Annotated in this window: 11 protein-coding genes; all 11 read left to right on the top strand. The window is 49.1% G+C overall.

The genetic code is table 11. The features are described from left to right. Window positions 1–56: 56 nt before the first annotated feature. The 11 genes from ACX0G9_RS02255 (at window position 57) to ACX0G9_RS02205 (ending at window position 24,387) form a co-directional block, all read left to right on the top strand. Window positions 57–929, top strand: coding sequence for an AraC family transcriptional regulator (locus tag ACX0G9_RS02255; RefSeq protein WP_459063218.1), 873 nt, complete (start codon window positions 57–59; stop codon window positions 927–929). Window positions 930–1,021: 92 nt separating this feature from the next. Then, window positions 1,022–2,923 carry a hypothetical protein gene (locus tag ACX0G9_RS02250; protein WP_459063217.1) on the top strand — a complete coding sequence of 634 codons (1,902 nt, stop codon included), beginning with the start codon at window positions 1,022–1,024 and terminating at the stop codon, window positions 2,921–2,923. Between the two features lie 70 nt (window positions 2,924–2,993). Then, complete coding sequence (locus ACX0G9_RS02245) at window positions 2,994–3,572, top strand: RNA polymerase sigma factor (RefSeq protein WP_459063284.1); 579 nt, start codon at window positions 2,994–2,996, stop codon at window positions 3,570–3,572. Window positions 3,573–3,678: 106 nt separating this feature from the next. Then, window positions 3,679–4,797, top strand: a complete 1,119-nt coding sequence (locus ACX0G9_RS02240) for a FecR family protein (protein WP_459063216.1) — start codon at window positions 3,679–3,681, stop codon at window positions 4,795–4,797. Window positions 4,798–4,978: 181 nt separating this feature from the next. Continuing rightward, a complete protein-coding gene (locus tag ACX0G9_RS02235) occupies window positions 4,979–8,164 on the top strand; it encodes a SusC/RagA family TonB-linked outer membrane protein (RefSeq protein ID WP_459063215.1) in 3,186 nt (1,061 codons plus the stop codon). 26 nt (window positions 8,165–8,190) lie between these two features. After that, window positions 8,191–9,807 (top strand): RagB/SusD family nutrient uptake outer membrane protein, encoded by a 1,617-nt coding sequence (locus ACX0G9_RS02230; protein ID WP_459063214.1) that lies wholly within the window; start codon window positions 8,191–8,193, stop codon window positions 9,805–9,807. Between the two features lie 32 nt (window positions 9,808–9,839). Next, on the top strand, window positions 9,840–10,427 hold the full coding sequence (locus ACX0G9_RS02225) for a hypothetical protein (protein ID WP_459063213.1): 588 nt from the start codon (window positions 9,840–9,842) through the stop codon (window positions 10,425–10,427). Then, entirely contained in the window at window positions 10,360–13,758 is a 3,399-nt protein-coding gene (locus tag ACX0G9_RS02220; protein WP_459063212.1) for a VCBS repeat-containing protein, read from the top strand. The genes ACX0G9_RS02225 and ACX0G9_RS02220 overlap by 68 nt, the downstream gene beginning before the upstream one ends. An 85-nt stretch (window positions 13,759–13,843) precedes the next feature. Further along, window positions 13,844–17,104, top strand: a complete 3,261-nt coding sequence (locus ACX0G9_RS02215) for a VCBS repeat-containing protein (protein WP_459063211.1) — start codon at window positions 13,844–13,846, stop codon at window positions 17,102–17,104. 32 nt (window positions 17,105–17,136) lie between these two features. Continuing rightward, window positions 17,137–19,764 (top strand): glycoside hydrolase family 3 C-terminal domain-containing protein, encoded by a 2,628-nt coding sequence (locus ACX0G9_RS02210; RefSeq protein WP_459063210.1) that lies wholly within the window; start codon window positions 17,137–17,139, stop codon window positions 19,762–19,764. A 312-nt stretch (window positions 19,765–20,076) separates the two neighbouring features. Beyond that, window positions 20,077–24,387, top strand: coding sequence for a chitobiase/beta-hexosaminidase C-terminal domain-containing protein (locus ACX0G9_RS02205; protein WP_459063209.1), 4,311 nt, complete (start codon window positions 20,077–20,079; stop codon window positions 24,385–24,387). Window positions 24,388–24,494: the final 107 nt, after the last annotated feature.

Below are 24,494 nucleotides of genomic sequence, written 5' to 3'. Positions count from 1 at the left end.
CAACCCTACTTTTCTATTTTAGCTTAAACTAATGGTTAAAAAAATGTTGATTGCATATGAAACCCATCCTCGAACATCTACCTAAAGCAGATGATGAAAGCTTTGTGGTGCGGGATTTCACCTATAATTATTATCCGACACCCTGGCATTTCCATCCTGAATATGAGATCGTTTTGGTAACGGAAAGTACAGGTAGACGGTTTATTGGGGATAACATTTCCAGTTTCCGCGCTGGAAACCTCGCCCTGATCGGTTCGAACCTTCCTCATTTGTACCGGAACGACGCATCATACTATGCTGCACATTCCCAGAATAAAGCCAGAGCTGTCGTCGTTCATTTTTCCGAGAATTCTTTTGGCGATAATTTCCTTTCTTTGCCTGAAGCTCAAATGATCAGGCAGTTGCTTGTAAAAAGCCGGCGGGGACTGGATGTTTCAGGCAGAACGAATAAACAAGTAGCGGACAGGCTGGTAAACCTCAGCGGGCTGAGCGGATTCGACAGGTATTTGGAGTTGCTGAAGATCCTGCAACTTATTTCTGAGTCGCAGGATCTTAGCTACATTTCAGGGGAACATGTAAACGGCGGAAACGAAAAAGAATCCGAGCGTATGAACGATGTCCTGAATTTTGTTATTCGCCGGTTCAGTGACGATATAAATGTCGCAGAGGCTGCAAAAGTGGCCAATATGGCTGAAACTTCCTTCTGCCGCTTCTTCAAACAAAGAACCCGAAAGACTTTCTCCAATTATCTGACAGAAGTACGGATGAGCCATGCCGCCCGGTTGTTGATCGAAAGCGATAAAGCTGTTTTGGATATTTGTTATGAATGCGGTTTTAATAACCTTTCCAACTTTCACCGGTATTTCAAGGTCATGCATGCCCTCACTCCCTTACAGTACCGTATGGCCTACCTTGACAGGGTCAAGTGAAGTGGCAGCTTTTTTATTGGATAGGCTGAATTGTACATGATCTGGTTAAGATAATATAAAGAAAAGTCATATTATATTTAGACTTTCGGCCCATGAACGTTTCCGTCGTCCGCCTGACCCGTTTGCTTTTATTTGTCATATTTTATTCTTTGGTGGTGCTGCTTTGCTGCACGGTCTTTTCATTTTGTCGCTCAAAGGGTCAGGGGGTAGGCGGATCATGGTCATTGATGGTAAAAAGACCTGGCAAAAGCGATGTATTGATCACCCGGTTGCCGGAAGACCTTTCCAGGCCATTCTCAGCCAAGCAAGACATCGGTCAGCTGCATATCGAATTCACGCTTGATCCGACCCCGGATTATACCGTCTTCCGAGCCAGTGCCACCGGGCTTGGGAGCGACTCAATCTTTTTTGCGCTGGAAAATAACTATGCCAATGAGATCCCGTATAATTACAATGGCGAGGTAAAAAGTGCGGAGATCTTCAGGCAGGGTCCGCACGATGTAAACGCCTGGATTACCGAAAGGATTGCCAAGCAGGCCTTACCGATGGTAGCAATACGGACAGGCGAGGGCTTTACCGTTGCTATCAACGGATCTCCTTCGTTATATGACAACTATACCAGCCAGGCCTTTTATCCCGGAAAAAAAGTACTGGCGTTACGTTCGGGGGACGACGGAGCCAAACCCGGATTGAGTCCCGATATGATGGCTCCGGACACGGCCTCCTACAATAAGGATAAAACGCAGATCATGACACCCGGCAAGATTCTCGCGTATTATCACCCGGTAAACGATCGGAAAAAGCATGTTTTCGAAGGCATCATTTTCTACACCCAGGGTAGCACGCTGACGGATTTGCGAAAAGCCGCCACGCTGCGAACGGCATCCTATTTTTCAGGCGGCCGGTATAAAGATTACTTCGGAGCCTTGGCGTTCACCACGGCCTACATGAATCTCCGGACCAATGAGACCGGGAAAAGCAGCTACTGGGTGGTGCCTTCCGTGGAATATGCTAATTCGCAGTATTGCCGGGACGCATTCTGGATATCAATGATGCTGCCGCAGGATAAAGCGGGCGAATGTCTGAAAAGCGAACTGGCGCGGGTCAATACCTATGCGGAATATCCTTTGATGACGATCTTATGGGCATATCGTTCGCAAAAAGAAAAGATGCCGGTCAACCTGACACAAGTCCAGGCCTATGTCGATTCCGTAGAGAAGAGGGCGCGGGGCGGCTACTTTTACAGCTATACTGAACAGGATGGACGCCAGGATTTTCAATACTGGGGAGACATCATTGCTTTCGACAAAGACGATGTTGTCACCTATAATCAGGGATTGTTTGCCCTTGCTATCGAGGCCGCCAGACAAATGGGGCTTCATACCCAAACAGACCCTGCTGTGGCTATAAATAATTACAAACACCTATTCAATGCCAAAGGGGGTTACCTTCCTATCAGCAGGAAGAAAAAAGATATCACAGGTCCTGACCCGGTGGCTCCCGACCTTCTTTCTATATTGTATTTCAATCGTCCCCTGCTGAGCGACGAGGTCATAAGACAACATTATCGAACGGTTGTAGGTCATTTGAAAACGGCATACGGGTATAAGATTATCGCGCAGCCGGATGGCCGCTATTTGAAAACCGAACAGTACGACGTGCCCGGTTATACGTCGCAGGCCAACCATGGGATCATGCCTGACGGCCAGTATTTTAAAGGCGGATCTTTTTTTCTGTATGATAACCTTTTCCTGATCGATGCTTATCTCCATAGGATAAAAGGCGCCGAAGAAGAGCTTACCTGGAGGGTAGGCCTGGATTTCAGGATCGGGGCTACTACCTACGAATGTCTGAATACGACAACGGGGGAACCCTGGAAACCAAATATGGGCTGGAATGTTTCCATTTACCATATCTGGCGCAAGCTGGTGGATGAAGGCAAGGCATCCGAACATCTGTTCACCTATATTGACAGCATCGTGTCCAAAAAATAAACAATCTTTATTCATAGAAAGAAAAGTCGATACACTTAATAAAAATTATACCCGCAGAAATTTTTAGTGTATTTTTCATTTTATTATTGTAGACCCTATCAATCATAAGAACAACTGGGCCCGGCTGAAAGCTGGCCACCGGGACGCACTGCTTGTAATCTATAATGCCTTCTATGTTGGCCTGGTCAACTATGGTGTTAAGCTTACCGGCGACCGCGAGCTGGTAAAGGATTGCATAACCCAGATCCTGCTGCGTCTTTGGGAAAAGCGCAAAGATCTTCCAAATGTGGAAAATGTAAGAGGCTACCTGATAACGAGCCTTCACAATGAATTGGTTAGTCAACTTAAAGCGCGTAATGTCAGGGTCACCCGGCATAAAGATATGACCCGTGACTGGCCGGCCACCGAGCTGCCTTACGAAGAGCTCCTGATCAACAGCCAGCTCGACCATGACAGGAAAGAGCAGATCCGGAAAGCATTCGTTACGTTGACGGCCCGCCAGCTGGAACTGCTGCAATTAAAATATTACGAAGATCTCAGCTATGATGAAATAGCACTTCGGTGCCGGATCACCAAGCGCACGGCTTACAATATCATCCAAAAAGGGTTGGTTCTTTTAAAACAGCAGCTGCGTCCGCCTTCCAGGTAATTTTTTCAGTCCGTTTTCAGGTCTATTTCCGGATTTTTTATTTTTTCCGCCAGATTCCATGGTAAAAACCGGTTTTCAGTTCGTCATGTTATATAAATACGACCCCTTGGACAGTAATTACAAGAATGCGGAGGATTTCCTGGCTGACGAAAGTTTTATACAATATTGCCTCCGGAGCGATGAGCAAACGGTGAAATATTGGGAACAATGGGCAGCTGTACATCCAGGGCAGGTTAGTGAAATGGACCGCGCCCGAGGTATGTATTTTATACTTAATGGTAACATAACGGACGAAATATTCGAACAGGAACGTGCTGAATTCGTGACGTCTTTTGACGAGGTCATCCATGAACAGGATGATGCCGGGCAGATAACCCTCCTTCCTTCCTATTCACTGCTCAAACGCTGGCTTTTGGGAACGGCAGCGGCAGCGGCCATTGCAGGAGGGATTTGGTTAGGGATTGGGCGCAGACCATCGGCTCGGCCTGCCTTGTTGGCGTCCAACAATCTGTTGTCCCAGGAAAGTAAGCGGGGAGAAAGAAAATCCTTTCAGTTGTCCGATGGCACCCAGGTAACGCTCAATGCAGGGAGCACCCTTACGATATCTGCCGATTTTGGTCGGTCGGACCGAAATGTGGTCCTTCACGGAGAGGCTTTCTTCGATGTTACCCATGATAAAAATCACCCGTTTGTCATTCATACATCCTGCATGGATGTAAAAGTGCTGGGCACTGTCTTCAATGTCAGGGCTTATGACAATGATCCGCAGTCTGAAACGTCCCTGATCAGCGGATCAGTGGAGGTTACGCTAACTGCCAGGGGTAATCATAAGGTCATCCTTCATCCAAAAGAAAAAATAATTTATCAGCAAGATAACAGCTCCGACAGTTCGGTCAAACAGGCCGCTCCGGGAACAAACTTATCTCCTTCTCCGATCTATAAAGTAGCCGCATTAACGCATCTGCCTGCAGACACCGCGATCAACGAAGTTTCCTGGCTGGATAACAGCCTGGCATTTAATCAGGAGAAACTAAGTGATATCGTTCGTCAGTTGGAAAGATGGTACAATGTTTCGATCGAATTTAAAAACACAGAAATAATGGCATATCGTTACACCGGTGTTTTCAGAAAGAAAACCATCCGGCAGGTGTTGGATGCGCTCGCATTTTCAAAACCTTTTTCCTATTCGCTGACCAATGGCAATCAAATTGTCATCAATAAATAGATGACAGTTTTTTTTGATAAAAAACCGGGAAGATGTTGGCACATCCCCCGGTTGACGTTCGAAACAGGAGGTCAAATTCCTGTCTCATTTTTCAATTTAAAAACTAACTAAAGGTATGCAAAAAAAACGATTGCTCTGGCGGCTATGTCTGTCCAGGCAAAATCTCAAATTCCTGTTGCTTATGAAATTGATTTTTGCGCTCATCCTCACAAGTTGCCTCCAGGTTACTGCCAGAGGGTACAGCCAGGAGCCCCGATTAACGCTTAATTTTAAGGACGCCCCGATCAGCAAGGTCCTGCAAACCATCGAGCATAACACCGACCTCAAATTTGTCTATGCCGACAATTTCTTCTCTTCCAGAATATTGGTATCTCTGCAGGTAAAGGAAATGGCCGTGACCCGGATCCTTCAAATGATCCTGGAGAAGACAGGTTACACCTTTCGTAAGGATGAGGACCTGATTATCATCATCGGAAACGCACAGCATGCTACCGCCCTACCCATCCTGGGAACGGTGCTGAATACCAAAGGCCAGCTGCTGGAAGCGGTAACCGTCGCGGTGGAAGGCAGCCCCTTGAAAACAGTGACAAATGCCGCCGGCTCCTTTTTCCTTGAGGTCGAAACCCCCAATGTGGTGTTAATTATTTCCTCGGTAGGCTATGTTACCCAACGGGTCCCCTTCAAAGGAATTGATCTGAAAATTGTGCTGGAAGAAAACGTAAAAGACCTGAATGAAGTGCTGGTAGTAGGATATGGCACCCAGAAGAAAAGAGAGATCACCAGCGCGATCACACATGTCGCCGCGGAAGACTTTAATAAGGGTAATATCAGCAACGTAGCCCAACTGCTGCAGGGCAAGGTGGCCGGACTATCGATTTCCCGTCCGGGCAGTGATCCAAACGGTGAATTCGTCTTACGTCTGCGCGGGCTTTCCACGTTGGGAAGTAACGCCCAGCCATTGATCGTTATCGATGATCAGATCGGCGCAGACCTGAATGCCATCGATCCAAATGATATAAAAAGTATCGATGTCCTCAAAGACGGTTCTGCCGCAGCTATCTATGGAACGAGAGGTTCGGCGGGCGTGATCATTATCAATACCAAATCGGGCGCTTCCGGCGGTCCCCGTATAAGCTACAATGGCTCCGGGACCATCGAATCTGCTGCCAGGTTCACAAAACATATGGATGCAGCACAGTTCAAGGCATTGGGCACCGGAACGGACTATGGTGCCAACACGGACTGGGAAAAGGCTATCAGCCGGACGGGTCTCTCGCATGCACATAACATTACGCTTAGCAATGGCTTCAAAGGCACCACCTACAATGCATCGGTGAATTACCGAAATAATGAAGGAGTGGCTATCGAAAATGGAAACCAGCAATTAAACGGCCGTTTCAACCTGGTCCAAAAAGCATTACAGGATAAACTCGTCCTGAACCTCAGCATAACCACGACTAAAAAAGATGCTCAGCTGGGTAATACGGCTGCATTCAAGTGGGCGACCATCTTTAATCCGACCGCGCCATTGACGACCACAGATCCCCAGCATAATATCAGCGGCGGCGGATATTTTGAAGACCCGGGTATCCTGGACTATTATAATCCTGTGGCTATACTTAAACAAAACAGCAATGAGGCGCAGATAAAAAGATGGAACATAAACGGTTCGGGTGAGTATGAGATCATTTCCGGACTGAAGCTGCAACTTCACTATTCGCAGCAGACAACCAGCATGTATGCTCATACCTATTCTCCTAAAAACGCTCAATATGGCGGATTTCAACGACACGGGCTCGCCGGGAAGAGCGACGACGAGGCGTTTAACCAACTTTTTGAAAGTATAGCTACCTATCATCATACTATAAACAAATGGGAAGTCAACCTGCTTGGCGGTTACTCCTACCAGGACTTCCTCAACCAGGGATACGGCATTTCCGCCGGCAATTTTTTGACCGATGCATCAGCCGAAAATATCACCTCTGCACTGGATCTTCAGAATGGACTCGCCAAGGCCACCAGTTACAAGAACGCCAGCAGGTTAGTAGCCTTTTTCGGTCGAGCCGGGATCAACTACGATAACCTGGCATTTTTGCAGGCCAGCCTTCGCCGCGAAGGTTCTTCCGAGTTTGGTTCCAACCATCAATGGGGATATTTCCCAGCGGTCAGCGCCGGTGTGGACGTCAGCCGGTTCCTGAATGCGACTACGATCAACAATTTGAAGGTACGCGCCAGCTATGGGGTGACAGGTGCCTTGCCGCCCGGTCCATACCTTTCCCTGGAAAGGATCACCAACCAGGGCGGCAGTTATTATGCCGGCGGCGGCAACTATTTGCAGACCTATGCGACCTATGTCAATCCTAACCCTGACCTGAAATGGGAAACCAAAAAAGAGATCGATGCAGGGCTAGACTTTAGCCTTTTCCGATCCCGGTTAAAGGGGACCTTCGATTATTTCAACCGCAAGACCTCCGACCTGATCTTTGATCTGACGGTGCCGTCACCTCCTAACCTGAATCCAACTACCTGGAAAAATATAGGCGAGATTACAAATCACGGGTTTGAGCTCAGCCTGAATTATGATGTATTGGCGCACAGTAGGCTTACCTGGACTACAGCCGTCAATTACTCTTCTTATCATATCGTACTGTCAAAGCTGGATGAATCACTGAAGAACTCCTATGTCGGCGCCAGCAGCCTTGGATCTCCTGGCTTTAGCGGATTGGAGCTGACACGTGCAGTGGCCGGGCAACCGATCGGGATCTTGTGGGGCTTAAAATACCGGGGTACCGATCAGAATGGAAAATATCTTTTTGACGACGGCAAGGGAAATAGCGTTGGAAGCGACAGCGCAAAACCAGGCGTAATAGGCAGCGGGTTGCCCAAGTTCGAGTTCGGATGGACCAATACATTCCGGTACAGGAATTTCGATCTTAATTTCTTCCTGCGTGGATCGATCGGGCATAGCCTGGTTAATACATACCGCGCATTCTATGAAAACCCCAATTTACATGGCTACAATATTGTAACCACCAAATACTACAACCCTAAATTGAAGGACGGTCCAACCTACAGCAGCCTTTTTGTGGAAAAGGCCTCCTTTATAAAGCTGGACAATGCCACCTTTGGCTATACTTTCCCCGTGAAGACGGGCTCGGCTAAACCGTCTACCGTAAGGAGCCTTCGTGTTTATGTGTCGGCGCAGAATCTGTTTACGATCACAAAATACACCGGCGTCGATCCGGAAGTACGCTATACCGATGTCAGGGACGATGGGACAACCAACATCCTTGCGCCAGGTGTCGACCGTCGGGAGACATGGGTATTTACGCGTTCTTTCACACTCGGCCTGAACATCGGATTTTAAGTAACCAATGAAACAAAAGAATTTGTATGAAATATAATATTCCATTAAAATATTTAGTTCCGGGAATGATGCTGCTATCATTTTCTTGTACCAAGCTAAATGAGAAAAGCCTGCTCTATGATCAGGTGACTACGGATAATTTTTATAAGACCGACGCGGAGCTGGCTGCCGCGGTAGGAGGCGCTTACGCCCCGATCTACCAGTATTCGAATTACTATTTCATCCTCAATGAATGTACGTCCGACGAAATGGTCGTGCCGCAACGGGGCACCAGCTGGGAAGACGGTGGGAAATGGGTTCGCTTTGCGGATCATACCTATAGCATTGTCTCGAACCCCACGGACGGAGAGATCAATGACGCATGGACCTGGGCATTCGGAGGGGTGGCGACTTGTAATAAGACCCTACTGGCACTGTCGCAAAGCTCGGCGCCCGCGGCAGGGAGCTATATTTCCGAATTAAAGGTGCTGAGAGCGGTTTATTATTATTGGCTGATGGACCTTTACGGTAATGTTCCGATCGTGACGGATTTTACGAATACCCAGCCTCCTGCCAATGCGACGAGACAGAGCGTTTATAATTTTATCGAGAAGGAATTACTGGACAACGCCGGTCAACTTCCGAAAAGCGGTCCTGGCGACGGTCCTCTCTATGGCCGCGTAAATTACTATACGGCCTGGGCAGTCCTTGCCAAGCTCTATCTGAATGCCGGGGTCTATACCGGAACGCCTCAATGGCAAAAAGCCAGCGCTGCCTGTGATACGATCATCAATTCCGGCGTTTATGCATTGACGCCAAGTTACCTCGACAACTTCAAGCGGGACAATACCGGTGTTTCTGAATTTATCTGGGCGATTCCTTATGACGGTGTCAAAGCGCCTCAATTCGGATTGAATGCCAATACGCTGCATGGCCTGAGCGTTCAAACCTACAATATGATCGGGGGCGCCTGGAATGGCTTTGCCGCACAACAGGAATTTTATCAAACCTATATGGATGCTGCGATCAACCCCGGAACGCAGGGAACCGTAGTGGGTCTCGATCCGCTGGGCACTCCGACTATGGGTACGAAAGATAACCGGCTGACCAATTTCCTGGTCGGTCCGCAATATGCATCGGACGGTACGACCCGGCTGATGGATGGCGCGGCTGAGCCTACGGATCCGGACGGCCCACCTCTAACCTTTACTCCTTATATAAATATGCTAAAGCCGGACTGTTGGGCACAGGCGGGAGCAAGGATTAGCAAATGGCAGTTCTATCAGGGTATGCGTGACGCGCTCGATAATGACATGGCAATTTTCCGGTATGCGGATATCCTGCTGATGAAGGCGGAATGCATAGCCCGTCAAAGCAGCTGGAACGATCCTGCTGTTATAGCTGCGGTCAACAACATCAGGTTAACCCATGGTGGCGCAGGGCTTACGCCTTTCGCCACGCTCGATGCGACCAGGTTCCTGCAGGAAAGGTCCCGGGAAATGGCCTTTGAATCGGTAAAAAGACAGGACATGATAAGATTCGGCACCTTCAACCTGGCCAGGACCTATAATACCGCCGATCCGGATAACCATGTAAATATATTTCCAATCCCGGTGGTGCAGCTGAATGCGAATCCAAATTTGAAGCAAAACCCCGGGTATTAATACGAAGTCCGGACAATTTAGTTAAAAAATATATGAAATATCTTGTTGTTTGTCTTTCCCTTATTAATGCCTGCGTATCCTGTCGGCCGCTCGATGCGCAGGAGCGTTACCAGGCGCTTGTCCGGGAACAGCTGGCCGGTGCGGAACGCCATGAAAAGCTGCTCCTCGATCTGACCTTTGGGATGGCAAAGCCGGATTTTTTTTATTATTGTCAGAAGATGCATGCCAGGAAACTGTTTACGAATGCGAATAACAATCACTCCGTTTTATACCAATCCGATACAACCTTCAGGTCAACCGTGACCTGGAGGTTCTACCCGGAGTTTCATGATGCCCGGATCACGGCGCTCCGGGCTGGGCTCAGCTACAATGCATATTCTCCATGGAACAGGCATTTGGGGGCGGACAGCCTGCTGAAGGATATTATCAACGTATTCAGCAGGTGGTACGGACCCGATCATTTTATGGTGATGAAAAGGAAAGAAGGGGGGAATGAATTGGTAAAGGTGGACGGCAACCGGCAAATAACGATCTACCGGGTAAACGATAAAGATGTCGAAGTGGATTATACCGACCTTCTTCAAAAAGAAAACAGCCGTACCGATGTGCCATCCCTGTAAAGCCTTTGCTCTCTTTTGTTACTGCCTGGTTTTTTTTCAATGCAGACCGGGCCCCTCCCATTTTAATGATCCGGCCGGCCAGAAAAAGCTTTTTGATCTGGTACCGCCGGACTCCAGCCATATCAATTTTCAAAATACAGTCACCTATAATGAGCAGTTCAATGTTTTCACGTACCGGAATTTCTACAATGGCGGAGGAGTAGCCATTGGTGACATCAATAATGACGGGCTGCCGGACATCTTTTTTATCTCGAATACCGGTCCCAACAGGCTATATCTTAACCTCGGGAATTTTACATTCAGGGATATAACTGTGCCGGCAGGCATATTAAAAAAAGGCAAGTGGTCTACAGGCGTTACGATGGCTGACGTCAACGGGGACGGGTTGCTGGACATCTACGTCTGCAACAGCGCGGATGTCCAGGGCGATAATAAACAAAATGAATTGTATATAAACAAAGGTGACCTGACCTTCAGTGAAGAGGCTTTGTCATATGGGTTGGCCGACAAGGGAGGCAAATCGACCCAGGCCGCCTTTTTTGACTATGATCATGACGGCGACCTGGATATGTTCCTGCTCAACAACTCCTTTAAACTGATCGGCTCTTTTAATCTCCAGCAAAATGAAAGGGCCATTCGCGATTCCGCGGGTGGGCAGAAGCTTTTCCGGAATGACAATGGGCATTTTACGGATGTCAGCGCAGCAGCAGGTATCTATGGTGGAAGGATCGCTTTTGGCCTGGGCGTTTCGGTCGGGGATATCAATAACGACGGATGGCCGGATATCTATGTTTGTAATGATTTTTTCGAGCGGGATTACCTGTATATCAATCAAAAGAACGGTACATTCAGGGAGTCACTGGAAGAGCAAATGCACAGCATCAGCTATTCTTCCATGGGTAGCGACATGGCCGATATAAATAATGACGGCCATCTGGATATCTTTGTTCCGGAAATGCTTCCGGAAAAAGAAGACCGGCTAAAAACAAATACGACCTTCGAGAACTGGAACAAATATCAGTTGAACCTGCGTTATGATTATTATCATCAGTTCTCCCGGAATACGTTACAGCTTAACAATGGCGATAATACATTCAGTGAGATCGGCCGGTATGCCGGGGTGCAGGCTACAGACTGGAGCTGGGGTGCGCTGATCGCCGATCTCGACAATGATGGGCTGAAAGATATCTTTATCTCCAACGGCATTTATAAAGACCTGACGAACGGAGATTATCTTCAATACATATCCAACGGGGAGGTAATGAAAAATATTCTGGATAGTAAAGACCGTAGCCGCCGACTGATAGAAGCGATGACATCCACGCCTATTTCCAACTACGCCTATGCGAATAACGGGGATCTCACCTTCACCGACCGCGCCGGGGAATGGGGTTTAGGCAAGCCGGGCTTTTCGAACGGAGCGGCCTACGCAGACCTCGACAATGACGGCGATCTTGATCTCGTTGTCAACAATGTTAACATGCCCGCTTCGGTGTATCGCAATAATGCCACCCTGCGTTACCCGGATCGCGCTTATATAAAAATAAGACTGCTGGGACAGGGCAAGAATCGTTTTGGCGTCGGCGCCCGGGTTACCGTATTTACCGCTTCAGGTACATTTATGCAGGAGGAGATGCCTGTCCGTGGCTTTCAGTCGAGTGTCGATTACTGTCTGAACTTCGGGCTTGGCAAAGTGAAAAAGATCGATTCCGTGATAGTTAGGTGGAATGACGGCAAACAAAGCAGGCTGGCAGGGCTGGGGATTGACACGACATTGGTTATCCAGCAAAACACCGCTTCGCCACCTCTCCTACCGCCTCAGTCGGCACGGGGCCCAAAGCCCTTTTTCAGCGCTGATAGCAGCACAGGTCTCGATTTTGTACACCGGGAAAATGGCTATTCGGATTTTGACGAGGAGCCTCTTAGGTTCCAAATGCTGTCGACACAGGGGCCGGCCCTGGCAACAGGAGACGTCAATAATGACGGCAGAATGGATATATATATCGGTGGCGCCAGGGACCAGGGAGGCGCTTTATATGTACAGGACGACAAGGGGCGGTTTCACCGGAGCAATCAGAAAGTGTGGGACGCTGATAAACAATGTGAGGATACCTATGCGCTGTTTTTCGATGCGGACGGCGACGGAGATAACGACCTGTTCATATGCAGCGGCAGCAGCGAGTTCTCGGGTAAGTCCCAAGCGCTTGCCGACAGGCTGTATATTAATGACGGCAAAGGTAATTTCACCCGGTCGGCGCAGGGTCTGCCGGATTCATCCGGTAATTACATGAGCAGTTCCTGCGTGGCGGCTGCCGACTACGATGGCGACGGGGCTGCCGATCTCTTTGTTGGTATCCGTTCCAAACCGAATGCATATGGCTATCCCTGTAAAAGCACTATTTTGCATAATAACGGGAAAGGACAATTTACCGATGTAACTGCCATCGTTTGTCCGGCGTTGCTTACCGCAGGAATGGTAACGGACGCGAAATGGGTGGATTACGATATGGACGGGCGTATTGACCTGGTGGTAACGGGCGAATATATGCCGATCAGGATCTTTCACAACGATGGCGGGCATTTTACCGAGCGGACAGGCGATGCAGGATTGGCGTCCTCCAATGGATGGTGGAACAGGCTCGAGATCGCCGATCTGGACAATGACGGCTATCCTGACATCATCGCGGGCAACCATGGTCTTAATTCAAGATTTAAAGCCAGTCCGACAAAGCCGGTTAGCATGTATGCGTCCGATTTTGATCACAACGGGACCGTCGAACAGGTGATCACCTGCTACAACGGGGACACCGCCTATCCTATGTCGTTGCGACATGACCTGGTTGCGGTTCTGCCTTATCTTAAAAAGAGATTTTTGCGATATGAGTCGTATAAACTGCAAACGATGGCGGATATTTTTACTCCCGGGCAGTTGAAAGAGGCCGTTCGGTGCGATGCCTACCGGATGGCATCCAGTGTTCTCATGAATCAACGTAACGGTACCTTCCGGATCGGGGCGCTCCCGGGCCCTGCACAGTTCTCACCGGTTTACGGCATATCGGTTTTGGATGTGAACGGCGACGGCAATAAGGACCTGGTGCTGGGAGGAAATTTTTTTGAAAGTAAGCCGGAGGCAGGGATTTATGATGCTTCTTTCGGTCTTTTACTGGTGGGGGATGGCAAGGGAAATTTTACGCCGGTACCGGCATCGCGTAGCGGGATCAATATACGGGGAGCGGTGCGTCAGATCCGCTCTGTCATCATCGGCAAACACAGTTACCTGGTACTTGCAATGAATAATGAAAAGGTCAGATTGCTGAGATATGAATATTAAATTCCGACATACCGGTTCTGATCGGCGATGGCTGTTCTTTTGCAGCCTTTTGTTTACCGTTGCGTGCAAGCAACAGCCGGTACCATTGTTTACGACGCTTCTGCCTGACCGGTCCGGGCTGTCTTTTCAAAACACCGTCAACGATACGGATAGTCTGAACTTTTTCGATTATCTCTACTATTATAACGGAGGCGGCGTAGCTATAGGTGACATAAATAACGACGGGCTGGCAGACATCTATTTGGTCTCGAATCAGGGTGAAAATAAATTATTCCTCAACAAGGGTGACATGCATTTTGAGGACATTACCGCTTCCGCGCATGTCGGTGGAACGGGAAATTGGAAGACAGGGGTGACGATGGCAGATGTCAACAACGATGGCCTTCTCGATATCTATGTCAGCGAGGTCGGTGGGTATCTTTCTTTTAAAGGGAAAAATGAGCTTTTTATCAACCAGGGAAATGGTCATTTTAAAGAAGAGGGCCACGAATACGGTCTCGACGCAACCGGGTTTAATACCCAGGCTGTATTTTTTGACTATGATCACGATGGGTTCTTAGATATGTTTCTGGTGAATCACTCGGTGCATGGGTCGGATAATTTCCGGGATGCGTCGGTTAGGAATATGCATTCCGAGGTCAGCGGTGACAAATTATTCCATAATGAACCGGTGGTCCGGGAGGGTAAAGGTACAGGCGGCCAGGGCGATGCGCCCACCCGACATTTCCGGGAGGTAACCGCATCGGCTGGCATTTACAGCAGCGCTATCGGGTATGGCCTCAGCGTGGCGATCGGCGATCTGAATAATGATGGCTGGCCGGACATCTATGTCAGCAATGATTTTCATGAGAACGACTACTATTACCTGAACAACCGGCACGGCGGATTTACGGAGATCAACCGGGAGGCATTTGGCCATGAAAGCCGTTTCTCGATGGGCAGCGATATCGCCGATGTCAATAATGACGGCTGGCTGGACATCATCACGCTCGATATGCTGCCCGAAGATGAAAAGACACTAAAGTCATCCGCCGGCGACGACGCGCCAGATATTTATACTATAAAATACGACCTGGGCTACAACCATCAGAACAGCCGCAACTGCCTTCAGCTGAATACCGGGGCTGGCTATCATTTCAGCGAGATAGGCCTGTATGCCGGAATAGCAGCTACAGACTGGAGCTGGTCGCCGCTCGCCGCGGACTTTGACAACGATGGGATCAAAGACCTTTTTATCAGTAATGGCATTGTACGCCGTCCGAATGACCTGGATTATCTGAAATTTAAATCGGGCAGTATCAATCGTGCCGCTGACCGGTCGCTGGATCTGACTGCAATCCGGGCATTGCCGGAAGGCAAAGTCCCAAATTATATTTTTAAAGGCTCCAACAGCCTGCGTTATATCGATAAGAGCCTTGAATGGGGCATGTCGGCTCCGACCATTTCAACCGGGGCTGCTTATGCAGACCTGGACAATGACGGCGATCTCGATATCGTCGTTAATAATATCAACTCGCCCGCTGTCATTTACCGTAACGAATCGAATAAATTTCCGGACCATCACTCGCTGGACATACGCTTGGTTGGTGCGCCGTCCAATCCGTTCGGGATTGGCGCACGTGTGCAAATTTGGCAAAAAGATAAGATGCAGATGTGCGAGTTGGAGAGTACCCGCGGATTCGAGAGCAGCTCCCTGCAATATCTTCATTTTGGGATTGGTAACGATACGATGGTTGACCGCCTGGTCGTAACCTGGCCGGATGGTAAAGACCAGGAGATACAACGGCTTCATGGTTCTAAAATATTGATATTGGATTACCGGAATGCCAGCATACTTAAGGCGGAGCCTGGAAAAATCCCGATAAAATATTTCAATGATATCTCATCGGTTCTTCAGCCTGCATTCCGGCATAAGGAGGATGTATTTAACGATTTTGCCATGCAGCCGCTCATCCCCCACCTTGTTTCGACAGAAGGTCCTAAAATTGCCGTAGCGGATGTTAACGGCGACGGCCTCGAAGATTTTTTTATTTGCGGGGCAAAGAAGCAGCCAGGCGCTTTGTACCTGCAAACCAAAGACGGCAGGTTTATAAAAAGTCCTCAGCCGGCTATTGACCAGGACAGCTCCGGAGAGGACGTCGATGCGATTTTTTTTGACGCGGACAATGATGGCCACCCGGATCTTTATCTGGTCACGGGGGGCAACGAAACCGCCTATGAAGACAGTTCGGTCCTCGACCGTCTGTACATAAATGATGGCAAAGGTGGTTTCACCCGGTCTACGGGGCTACCCCTTTTTTATGGCAACAAGTCGGTGGCCGCGGCGGCGGATATCGATCATGATGGTGACCTGGACCTCTTTATAGGTGGGCGTGTCGTTGCTGGAAGCTACGGCATGTCCCCGGACAGTTATCTGCTCCTCAATGACGGTCATGGCAGATTTACGCTGGCAACGGATGCTCTTGCGCCGGGTCTGCGTAAAGCGGGCATGGTTACGGGGGCTGTTTGGACAGACACGGACCAGGATGGCTGGAAAGACCTGGTACTGGTAGGGGAATGGATGCCAGTGACGGTCTTTAGAAATCATCACGGGCATCTTATCAACGAGACCGAAAATGCCTGCCTTGCCGGAACCAATGGATTATGGAACTGCCTTTCATTGGCGGATCCCGATCATAATGGCAGGGAGGACCTACTGGCGGGTAATCGCGGACTTAACAGCAAGCTCTGTGCATCCGCTACTGAGCCTTTGTTAATGTATCTGTCGGACTTCTCCAACAATGGAATGATCAAACAGCTTGTGGTATGCAATAAAAATGGCCGGTATTACCCGTTTGCGGGTAAAGAAGAGCTCGAAAAGCAGATACCTTCCATCCGTAAGAAATATCCAGGCTATGCATCGTTTGCAGGTCAGACCATCGACGAGATCTTTCCTGGATTAGAGGCTCATGCTGTTGTGTTGAAAGCGAATACACTGGCATCGACAGTGTTTATAAATAAAGGCGGTGGCAAGTTCGCGTCGTTACCTATGTGCAGGGCCATGCAATACGGGCCCATCTATAGCCTGCTGGCAGCAGATTTTGATCAGGACGGTCTGATCGATTGGCTTGCCGGCGGCAATCTATATGGTGCAACCCCTTTTGAAGGCAGGTATGATGCGCTTGGAATCCCTTTATGTCCCGGAGATGGCAAAGGCGGATGCAAACTGCAGCCGGAGCTGATTAATGTCCCGGATGTGCAGGGAGAGGTGCGGGACATGCAGCTCATTCACCTGACCGGGAACAGAAAGGCACTGCTGATCGCACGAAACAATGACACGCCAGTCTTATGGGAAGTAAAAAAATAAACCGATCACAAAATATATTTAAACGAGTTCACATGATCTTCAAATTAAAAACAGCCTGCTGTATAATATCTATAATGATCTCCGCCTGTGGCTTTGGGCAAAAACAAGCCTCCTACCCTTTTCAGGATCCTTCTTTATCAGTGGATACAAGGGCCGCTGACCTGGTCGGCAGGTTGACGCTTTCCGAAAAACTGAACCAGCTTTTCAGTCATTCACCAGCCATCGACAGGTTAGGTATACCGGAATACAATTGGTGGAATGAAGGGCTGCACGGGGTTGCCCGCGCCGGAACCGCCACTGTATTTCCGCAGGCCATCGGACTATCGGCCAGCTTCAATGAGGACCTTATGCTGGAAGTGGCAATGGCCATTTCCGACGAGGCGCGGGCAAAACATAATTTCTTTATCCGTAACGGTGTACATAGCATTTATACAGGGCTGACCTTTTGGAGCCCTAATATCAATATTTTCCGCGATCCCCGTTGGGGACGTGGCCAGGAGACTTACGGCGAAGATCCGTTCCTGACAGGCCGGATGGCGGTGAACTTCATTCGTGGTCTTCAGGGCGACGACCCCAGGTATTTGAAGACCATCGCGACTGCCAAACATTATGCCGTACATAGCGGCCCTGAGTTCTCACGTCACCAGGACGATGTATTCGTCGATGACCGTGATCTATATGAAACGTATCTGCCGGCATTCAAAAGCGCCGTTATAGAGGGGCATGTTCAATCCGTCATGTGCGCCTACAATCGTTTCCGGGATCAGCCCTGCTGCGGTTCGAATCTTTTATTGAGCCATATCCTTCGGGACCGTTTTGGTTTCACAGGTTATGTAGTTTCCGATTGCGGCGCCATTTCCGATTTTTATGAGGCCAAAGCCCACCATGTGGTTAACACGCCCGCCAAAGCCTGGGGTTGGTCCTTGTCAGCCGGGACCGACGTAAATTGTGAAGAAAGTAAGGCATTTATTCCTGAAAACATAGATTCTGCGGTTAGTGTCGGCATTATTAACGAAGCGGACATAAATCTTTCGCTTAAAAGGCTTTTACGGGCTCGGTTCTTATTAGGAATGTTCGACCCGGAAGAGCAGGTCGTTTATAATAAGATCCCTCTTTCGACGGTAGGAAGCAAGGAACATCAGGCATTAGCCCTAAAGGCCGCCACCCAATCCATCGTGTTGTTAAAAAATAATGGCGTTCTGCCCTTACAGAATGTGCATAAAATTTCGATCATCGGGCCGAATGCGGATAATGGGCTGATCTTACTTGGAAATTACAACGGGTTACCTGTAAATCCGGTTACACCGCTAAAGGCGTTACAGCAACGGCTGGGTTCGGCAAATGTATTTTATTCGGCCGGATGCGCTATCGTAAAGGGTGTGTATACGAATGCAGCCATCATCTCCGGAAAGCAGCTTTTTCATCTGGAACAGGGTAGATTAAAAGGAGGGTTAACAGGCTCCTATTTCGGCAATACCCGTTTTGAGGGGGTTCCGGCGTTGGTTCGAACCGATACCGCCGTTGACTTTCATTGGGTACGATCCCCCGTGAATGCAAAATGGGAAGACAGTTTTTCCGTTAGATGGACGGGATTGCTGGTGCCTGCAGTTACAGGCGTTTATACTTTCAGCGGAAATGTTCTGTTGCAAATAAACCATCAGCCTGTGAAAAACTATATGGCGTTGGAGGCGGGCAAACGTTATGAGATCGAAGCGTCGCTGGTTGTTGAACCATTCTGGTGGGGAAATACCATCGAGCCTGCTGCCCAACTTTTATGGGTGGACACGTCGCGAAACTATGAAAAAGAGGCGCTCGACGTAGCGGCAAAAGGCGATGTGGTCATTTTTTGCGGCGGTATCTCGTCCCAGTTGGAAGGAGAAGAAATGCCCCTGGAGATCGACGGTTTCTCACATGGCGACAGAACGCATATCAATCTGCCTGCGGTGCAGGAGTCGCTGCTGATGAAGCTAAAAAAGACTGGCCGGAAGATCGTCTATATAAATTTTAGCGGCAGTGCGGTCGCCTTGAACTGGGAAGATCAATCGATGGATGGGATCATACAGGCATTCTATCCGGGTGAAGCTGGTGGAACGGCATTGGTCAATACCTTATTCGGAGACAGCAATCCGGCCGGCCGGTTGCCGATGACCTTTTACAAATCGGTCGATGACCTTCCTCCGTTTAAAAATTATGCGATGAAAGGGCGTACCTATCGGTATTTTACCGGGGAACCGTTATATCCATTTGGCTATGGACTCAGCTTTAGCAGCTTCCGGTATTCAAACCTGCGCATGCCTCAACTATTATCCTGCGGGGACTCCTTACAGGTTACCGTAACCATTACCAATACAGGTAACCGGGATGCCGGGGAAGTCGCTGAACTTTATCTTTCGCACCGGGACAGTTCGACTATCACCCCGTTGCAAACGCTCGTGGGTTTTAAACGGGTAATGATAAAAAAAGGAGAAAGTAAGAATATTGCGTTCACGGTCCGGCCTGAGCAAATGTCCATCATTGACAATGCATATCGCCGGATGATCCTTCCGGGAGAAGTTGTCCTTTTTGCAGGGGGAACTTTACCTGACAGATCTTCTTTGAAAGAAAATAAGGTCATATCCGGTGTGATAAAACTGACTGGACAGCCGGTGCCGGTCCAATAAATCCATGGCTGATCAGGACGTGGACGGTAATGTAAGGGTAACCATAGATTACCCGGACAAAAATAAATAATCCGTGGTAAAAAAAACGATCATGTTCGTCTTGAAATAATAACGATTCGATTTCCTCATCAAAATCTTCTAACGAAATGCCAAAAAAACCAACGCAAAGGCTACTACAGCCATAACAAAAAATTTATCGAAAATCATTTAATGGACATTACCGGCTTTTTTACGACCCGGCAATTATCCAGAGGGCTTTTATTTGCATCTATCAATGCTTATCCAACCAATCAAACCAATCAAACTTTATTTATGGAAACACATTTACTAAAAAATATTCCCTATAAAAAAAACTTGTGGCTACCGGTTTTTTTTATGCTGCTGCTTACCTTTTTTTATGGGACCACGCAAGCGCAGGTCTATGGAACGCCAACCCGCACGGAAGCAGAAAATGGCTTCGACGCCGGCGTAATTACGGCTTCGACCTATTCGGGCTATTCCGGATCAGGATATGTCACCGGATTAACGACAACGAACTCCCAGATAAAGTTCGATAATAATGTCAATGGGCTGACACCGACGAAGATCGTGATCGCATACGCCAATGGCACCGGTGCATCAGTCATCAACCTCGCCTTGTATGTGGGCTCTAATCAGAAGATCCAGGACCTGGTTTTTCCTTCTACCGGATCATGGACGACATGGGGCACAATTACGGTGACCTTTAATCACGATCCTTCATGGGGCAGTAACATTATCGTGAACGGGACGGCCAATATCACTACCGGCGTGAACATCGATTATTTCGATGTCTCCGTAGACGATGGCACGGCACCGGCAACGGCAACGCCGACTTTTAGTCCGGCGGCTGGAACATATACGTCTGCCCAAGCGGTTACCATCAGTGACGCCACTTCCGGCGCTACCATTTACTATACGACGGATGGCACTACGCCTACTACGTCTTCTACGGTTTATTCCACCGCCGTAAGCGTCTCCACATCGAAGACGGTCAAGGCCATTGCCACCGCTTCCGGACATGAAGCATCGGTGGTCGGTTCAGCCACGTATACGATTAACGTACCTACGGCCGCGACACCCACGTTCTCTCCTGCCGCGGGAACATACACAAGTACACAATCGGTGACGTTAGGCTCTTCCACATCCGGGGCGACCATTTATTATACTACGGATAATTCGACGCCGACAACATCATCAACCGTATATTCCGCTGCGATTTCCGTCGCAGCAACAAAAACGATCAAGGCGATAGCCATTAAGTCGGGACTGGCCAACTCTTCGGTAGCCTCTGCTACTTATACGATCACGGCGCCTCCGCCCGCACCGGGCACGTTTACCCAAACAACGCCCGCAACCGGTGCCACAGGCATTTCAGCTACCCCGACCTTTACCTGGGGGGCCTCATCCAATGCGGCCACTTATACGCTTGTCGTATCCACAAGCAGTTCATTTACGAGCCCTGTCATCAATACCAGCGGAATTGCCGCTACGAGCTATACGTCCGGAACATCGCTTGCATACAGCACCCAGTATTACTGGAAGGTGACGGCGGTCAATTCGACAAGCCCGACTACTGCCTCCAATGCCGGTCTTTCGTTTACCACCGGTACGGCACCCGCAGGTCAGTCAGGGGTAACGAGACAATACTGGGCCAATATAACCGGGGCTGATGTGGCATCCCTTACAAACAGTCCGAACTATCCGAACAGTCCGACATCCACCAGTATTCTATCCACCTTCGAGGCGCCAACCAACGTAGCATTAAACTATGGTCAGCGCGTGTATGGATATCTGACTGCGCCCGTATCCGGAACCTATCATTTCTGGATTGCCAGTGACGACAATTCGGAACTTTGGCTAAGCACGAACGGGCTGTCGGCTAATAAATTAAAAATCGCATCGGTCACCGGATGGACCAACCCTGAGGAATGGACGAAATATTCATCGCAGGCTTCTACCGCTATTACACTGGTAGCCGGTACCCAGTATTATATCGAGGCGCTGATGAAACAGGACCAGGGTGGCGATAATCTTGCAGTATCGTGGCAGATCCCCGGCGGAAGCCAGGTGGTAATCCCCGGTAGTGCATTATCGACGGCATTAACTGTACCTGTTCCCGCACCTGGCTCCTTTACCCAGTCCGGCCCTGCAAACGCGGCAACGGGTGTCTCTGTAACGCCTGCCTTTAGCTGGGCAGCCTCCACGAATGCGGCCAGTTATTCCCTCGTTGTATCCACCAGTGCATCGTATACAAGTCCAGTCATCAACATATCGAATATCTACAGCACCTCCTATACACCTGGCACCGCGCTGGCAGGGAACACCCAGTATTATTGGAAGGTGACCGCTACGAATACTACCGCATCAACGGTTGCGTCCAATGCCGGTATTTCTTTTACGACATTGATACCGCCTGCTCCCGGAGCCTTTACACAGACGACGCCAGCCGCCGGGGCAACAGGTGTCAATACTTATCCAGCCTTTACATGGGCGTCTTCTTCGAATGCCGTCAGCTATGCGTTGGTCGTGTCGACAAGCAGCTCTTTTACGAGTCCCCTGATCAACGTGACCGGGTTGACCTCGACCAGCTATTCGCCTTCAACGCCTCTTACCGTCAGTACTACCTATTACTGGAAGGTCACGGCAAGCAACGGGACGGGAACGACCATAGCTACCAATTCTGGAATTTCTTTCAATACTTCGGCTACTTCCGGCACGACCTATTATGTGTCGCCGGCCGGGACAGACGTAACGGGTAATGGGACAAGTCCCGGCAACGGGGCCTGGAAAACGCTGGCCTATGCTGCCAGCCAGGTTCCTGCAGGTACGGGCACGACGACCATCAGCCTGGCTGCAGGTACCTATGTCGAGACAGTATGTACGATCCTTCCATTGGGGGTCAATATAGTCGGTGCGGGTGAGGGCGTAACGATCCTTACCACAAATGGGGTATTGCCTACGCCAGGTGTCGACCAGTCGGCTGCGGATTATCATTTATGGGCTGACGGAAGCCTTATCCAGCTGAAGTCTCCAATTTACTCCGGGGCAAACCCACGGTATGGGGATCCTTCGTTGATGATCGCTGCTCAGAATGGCAATCAATCCCTGAGCGGTTTTACCATCGACGGTCATAATAAAACGGTAAAAGCGGGTGTATGGGTGGAAAACCGGAATAACTTGACCATGCAGCATGTTACTTTTATTAATCTGCAACAGAGCGGAGCGGTCTTCTCCAGGGGAGATATGTATTACTATGTCGTCTTACCGGATGGGAAGTGGATGAGCGGCACGCTTATACATGATTGTACGTTCACCACGTCCGGCAGTACCAGCGGCGGGGAGCAGGTTGGAAATCTTTGCCTGGGAGGCCTTGACGGGGCGGAGATTTATAATATCAATATTACCGATCCTAATGGAGAAGGTATCAAATTCGCTCATGTCGGCCATTTCAGGAATACGAAGATCCATGATTGCAACATATCGGTTGGAGAAACAGACCCAACCTGGGGAGAGAAGATCTCCATCGAACTTTGGAATATGAGCTATAACAATGAGATCTATAACATCCGGTGCAATACATGGCTGTCGATGGTCAATCATTATCAACTCGACGCTTATCAACCTACGGCACAACATCCAAGCAACCTGAAGATCCATCATGTCACGATGATCGACGGAGATGGCATCAGCGCGGGTATCGAGTCGATCGAGTGTGCGTTGAGCGGCGTGGAGATATATAATAGTTATTTCCAGGACAAAGGTTTCGGCATCGCGATATGGGGTGGCGCAGGCTGGGGTGGCGACATCGCCAATCATGCCGAAAGCGTTCACAACAATATCTTTACTAAAGTGAACACGCCGGCCACATTCGGTTTTGGTAACAGTGCCGGGGTTTTCGTACCCGATCCGGCCAATGATATCAAGATCTACAATAACGTCTTCGATGGCCTTGGCAATTCTCTGCAGCTCGACAAGGCGACGACGGTAGACATCAGGAACAATGTCTTCCAAAACAGTCATGGAGATGATATTCAGAGTGGCAGCAGCCTGACCATCACCAATAACCTGCGGTACAATACTGATCCGCAAAAACCCAATTGGGTAGTGAGCGGAACCTTGGGTTCGGGCAATATCCAGGGAGTACCCGGATTTATGCTGACCGGCAACCGGTCCGGTACATATTATATGCCGTCATCCGCAAGCAGCCTGGTCGTGAATAAAGGAGTCGATGTGGGATTTCCTTTTGTCGGATCAGCGCCGGATATCGGGCGTTGGGAGTTCGGACAGATCGATTCCAGCAGTGTTGTCAATAGGGAACGCATTGGATCTCAGTCAACATTTTCAAATAATGATGCGTCGGGAGTAAAGATCTATAACTATCCTAATCCTACACGCGGTCTCGTTACGGTGACCTCCGATCAGGGAGTCAATTTATTGGATGTCCTTGTGCTGGATCTCAGCGGCAAGCCGCTGTTCATCAAGTCGGCAAACGGCGCAAGCAGCATCAATGTCGACCTTAGCGAACAGGCTAAAGGAGTTTATTTGTTAAGGATCAATACTGACCGTGGTTCTGTAACCCGAAAGGTGTTACTGCTTAAATAATAAAGGATCCGGCCGTTGTATTTTTTTATATGGGAATAAAGGTTCCTAAGAACCTTTATTCCCATATAATATATCTTCGTTTTTTGAATGCAGGCGTTTTTTTCACG

It is taken from the genome of Flavitalea flava (genome assembly GCF_054461575.1).
Note: the sequence above shows the minus strand (reverse complement) of the source record. Positions and strands in the feature narration are given on the sequence as shown.

Coding starts and splice junctions, on each gene's coding strand:
- ACX0G9_RS02250 (WP_459063217.1), top strand. CDS start 1,022: ATGAACGTTTCCGTCGTCCGCCTGACCCGTTTGCTTTTATTTGTCATA.
- ACX0G9_RS02225 (WP_459063213.1), top strand. CDS start 9,840: ATGAAATATCTTGTTGTTTGTCTTTCCCTTATTAATGCCTGCGTATCC.
- ACX0G9_RS02220 (WP_459063212.1), top strand. CDS start 10,360: ATGTCGAAGTGGATTATACCGACCTTCTTCAAAAAGAAAACAGCCGTA.
- ACX0G9_RS02210 (WP_459063210.1), top strand. CDS start 17,137: ATGATCTTCAAATTAAAAACAGCCTGCTGTATAATATCTATAATGATC.
- ACX0G9_RS02205 (WP_459063209.1), top strand. CDS start 20,077: ATGGAAACACATTTACTAAAAAATATTCCCTATAAAAAAAACTTGTGG.
- ACX0G9_RS02230 (WP_459063214.1), top strand. CDS start 8,191: ATGAAATATAATATTCCATTAAAATATTTAGTTCCGGGAATGATGCTG.
- ACX0G9_RS02235 (WP_459063215.1), top strand. CDS start 4,979: ATGAAATTGATTTTTGCGCTCATCCTCACAAGTTGCCTCCAGGTTACT.
- ACX0G9_RS02255 (WP_459063218.1), top strand. CDS start 57: ATGAAACCCATCCTCGAACATCTACCTAAAGCAGATGATGAAAGCTTT.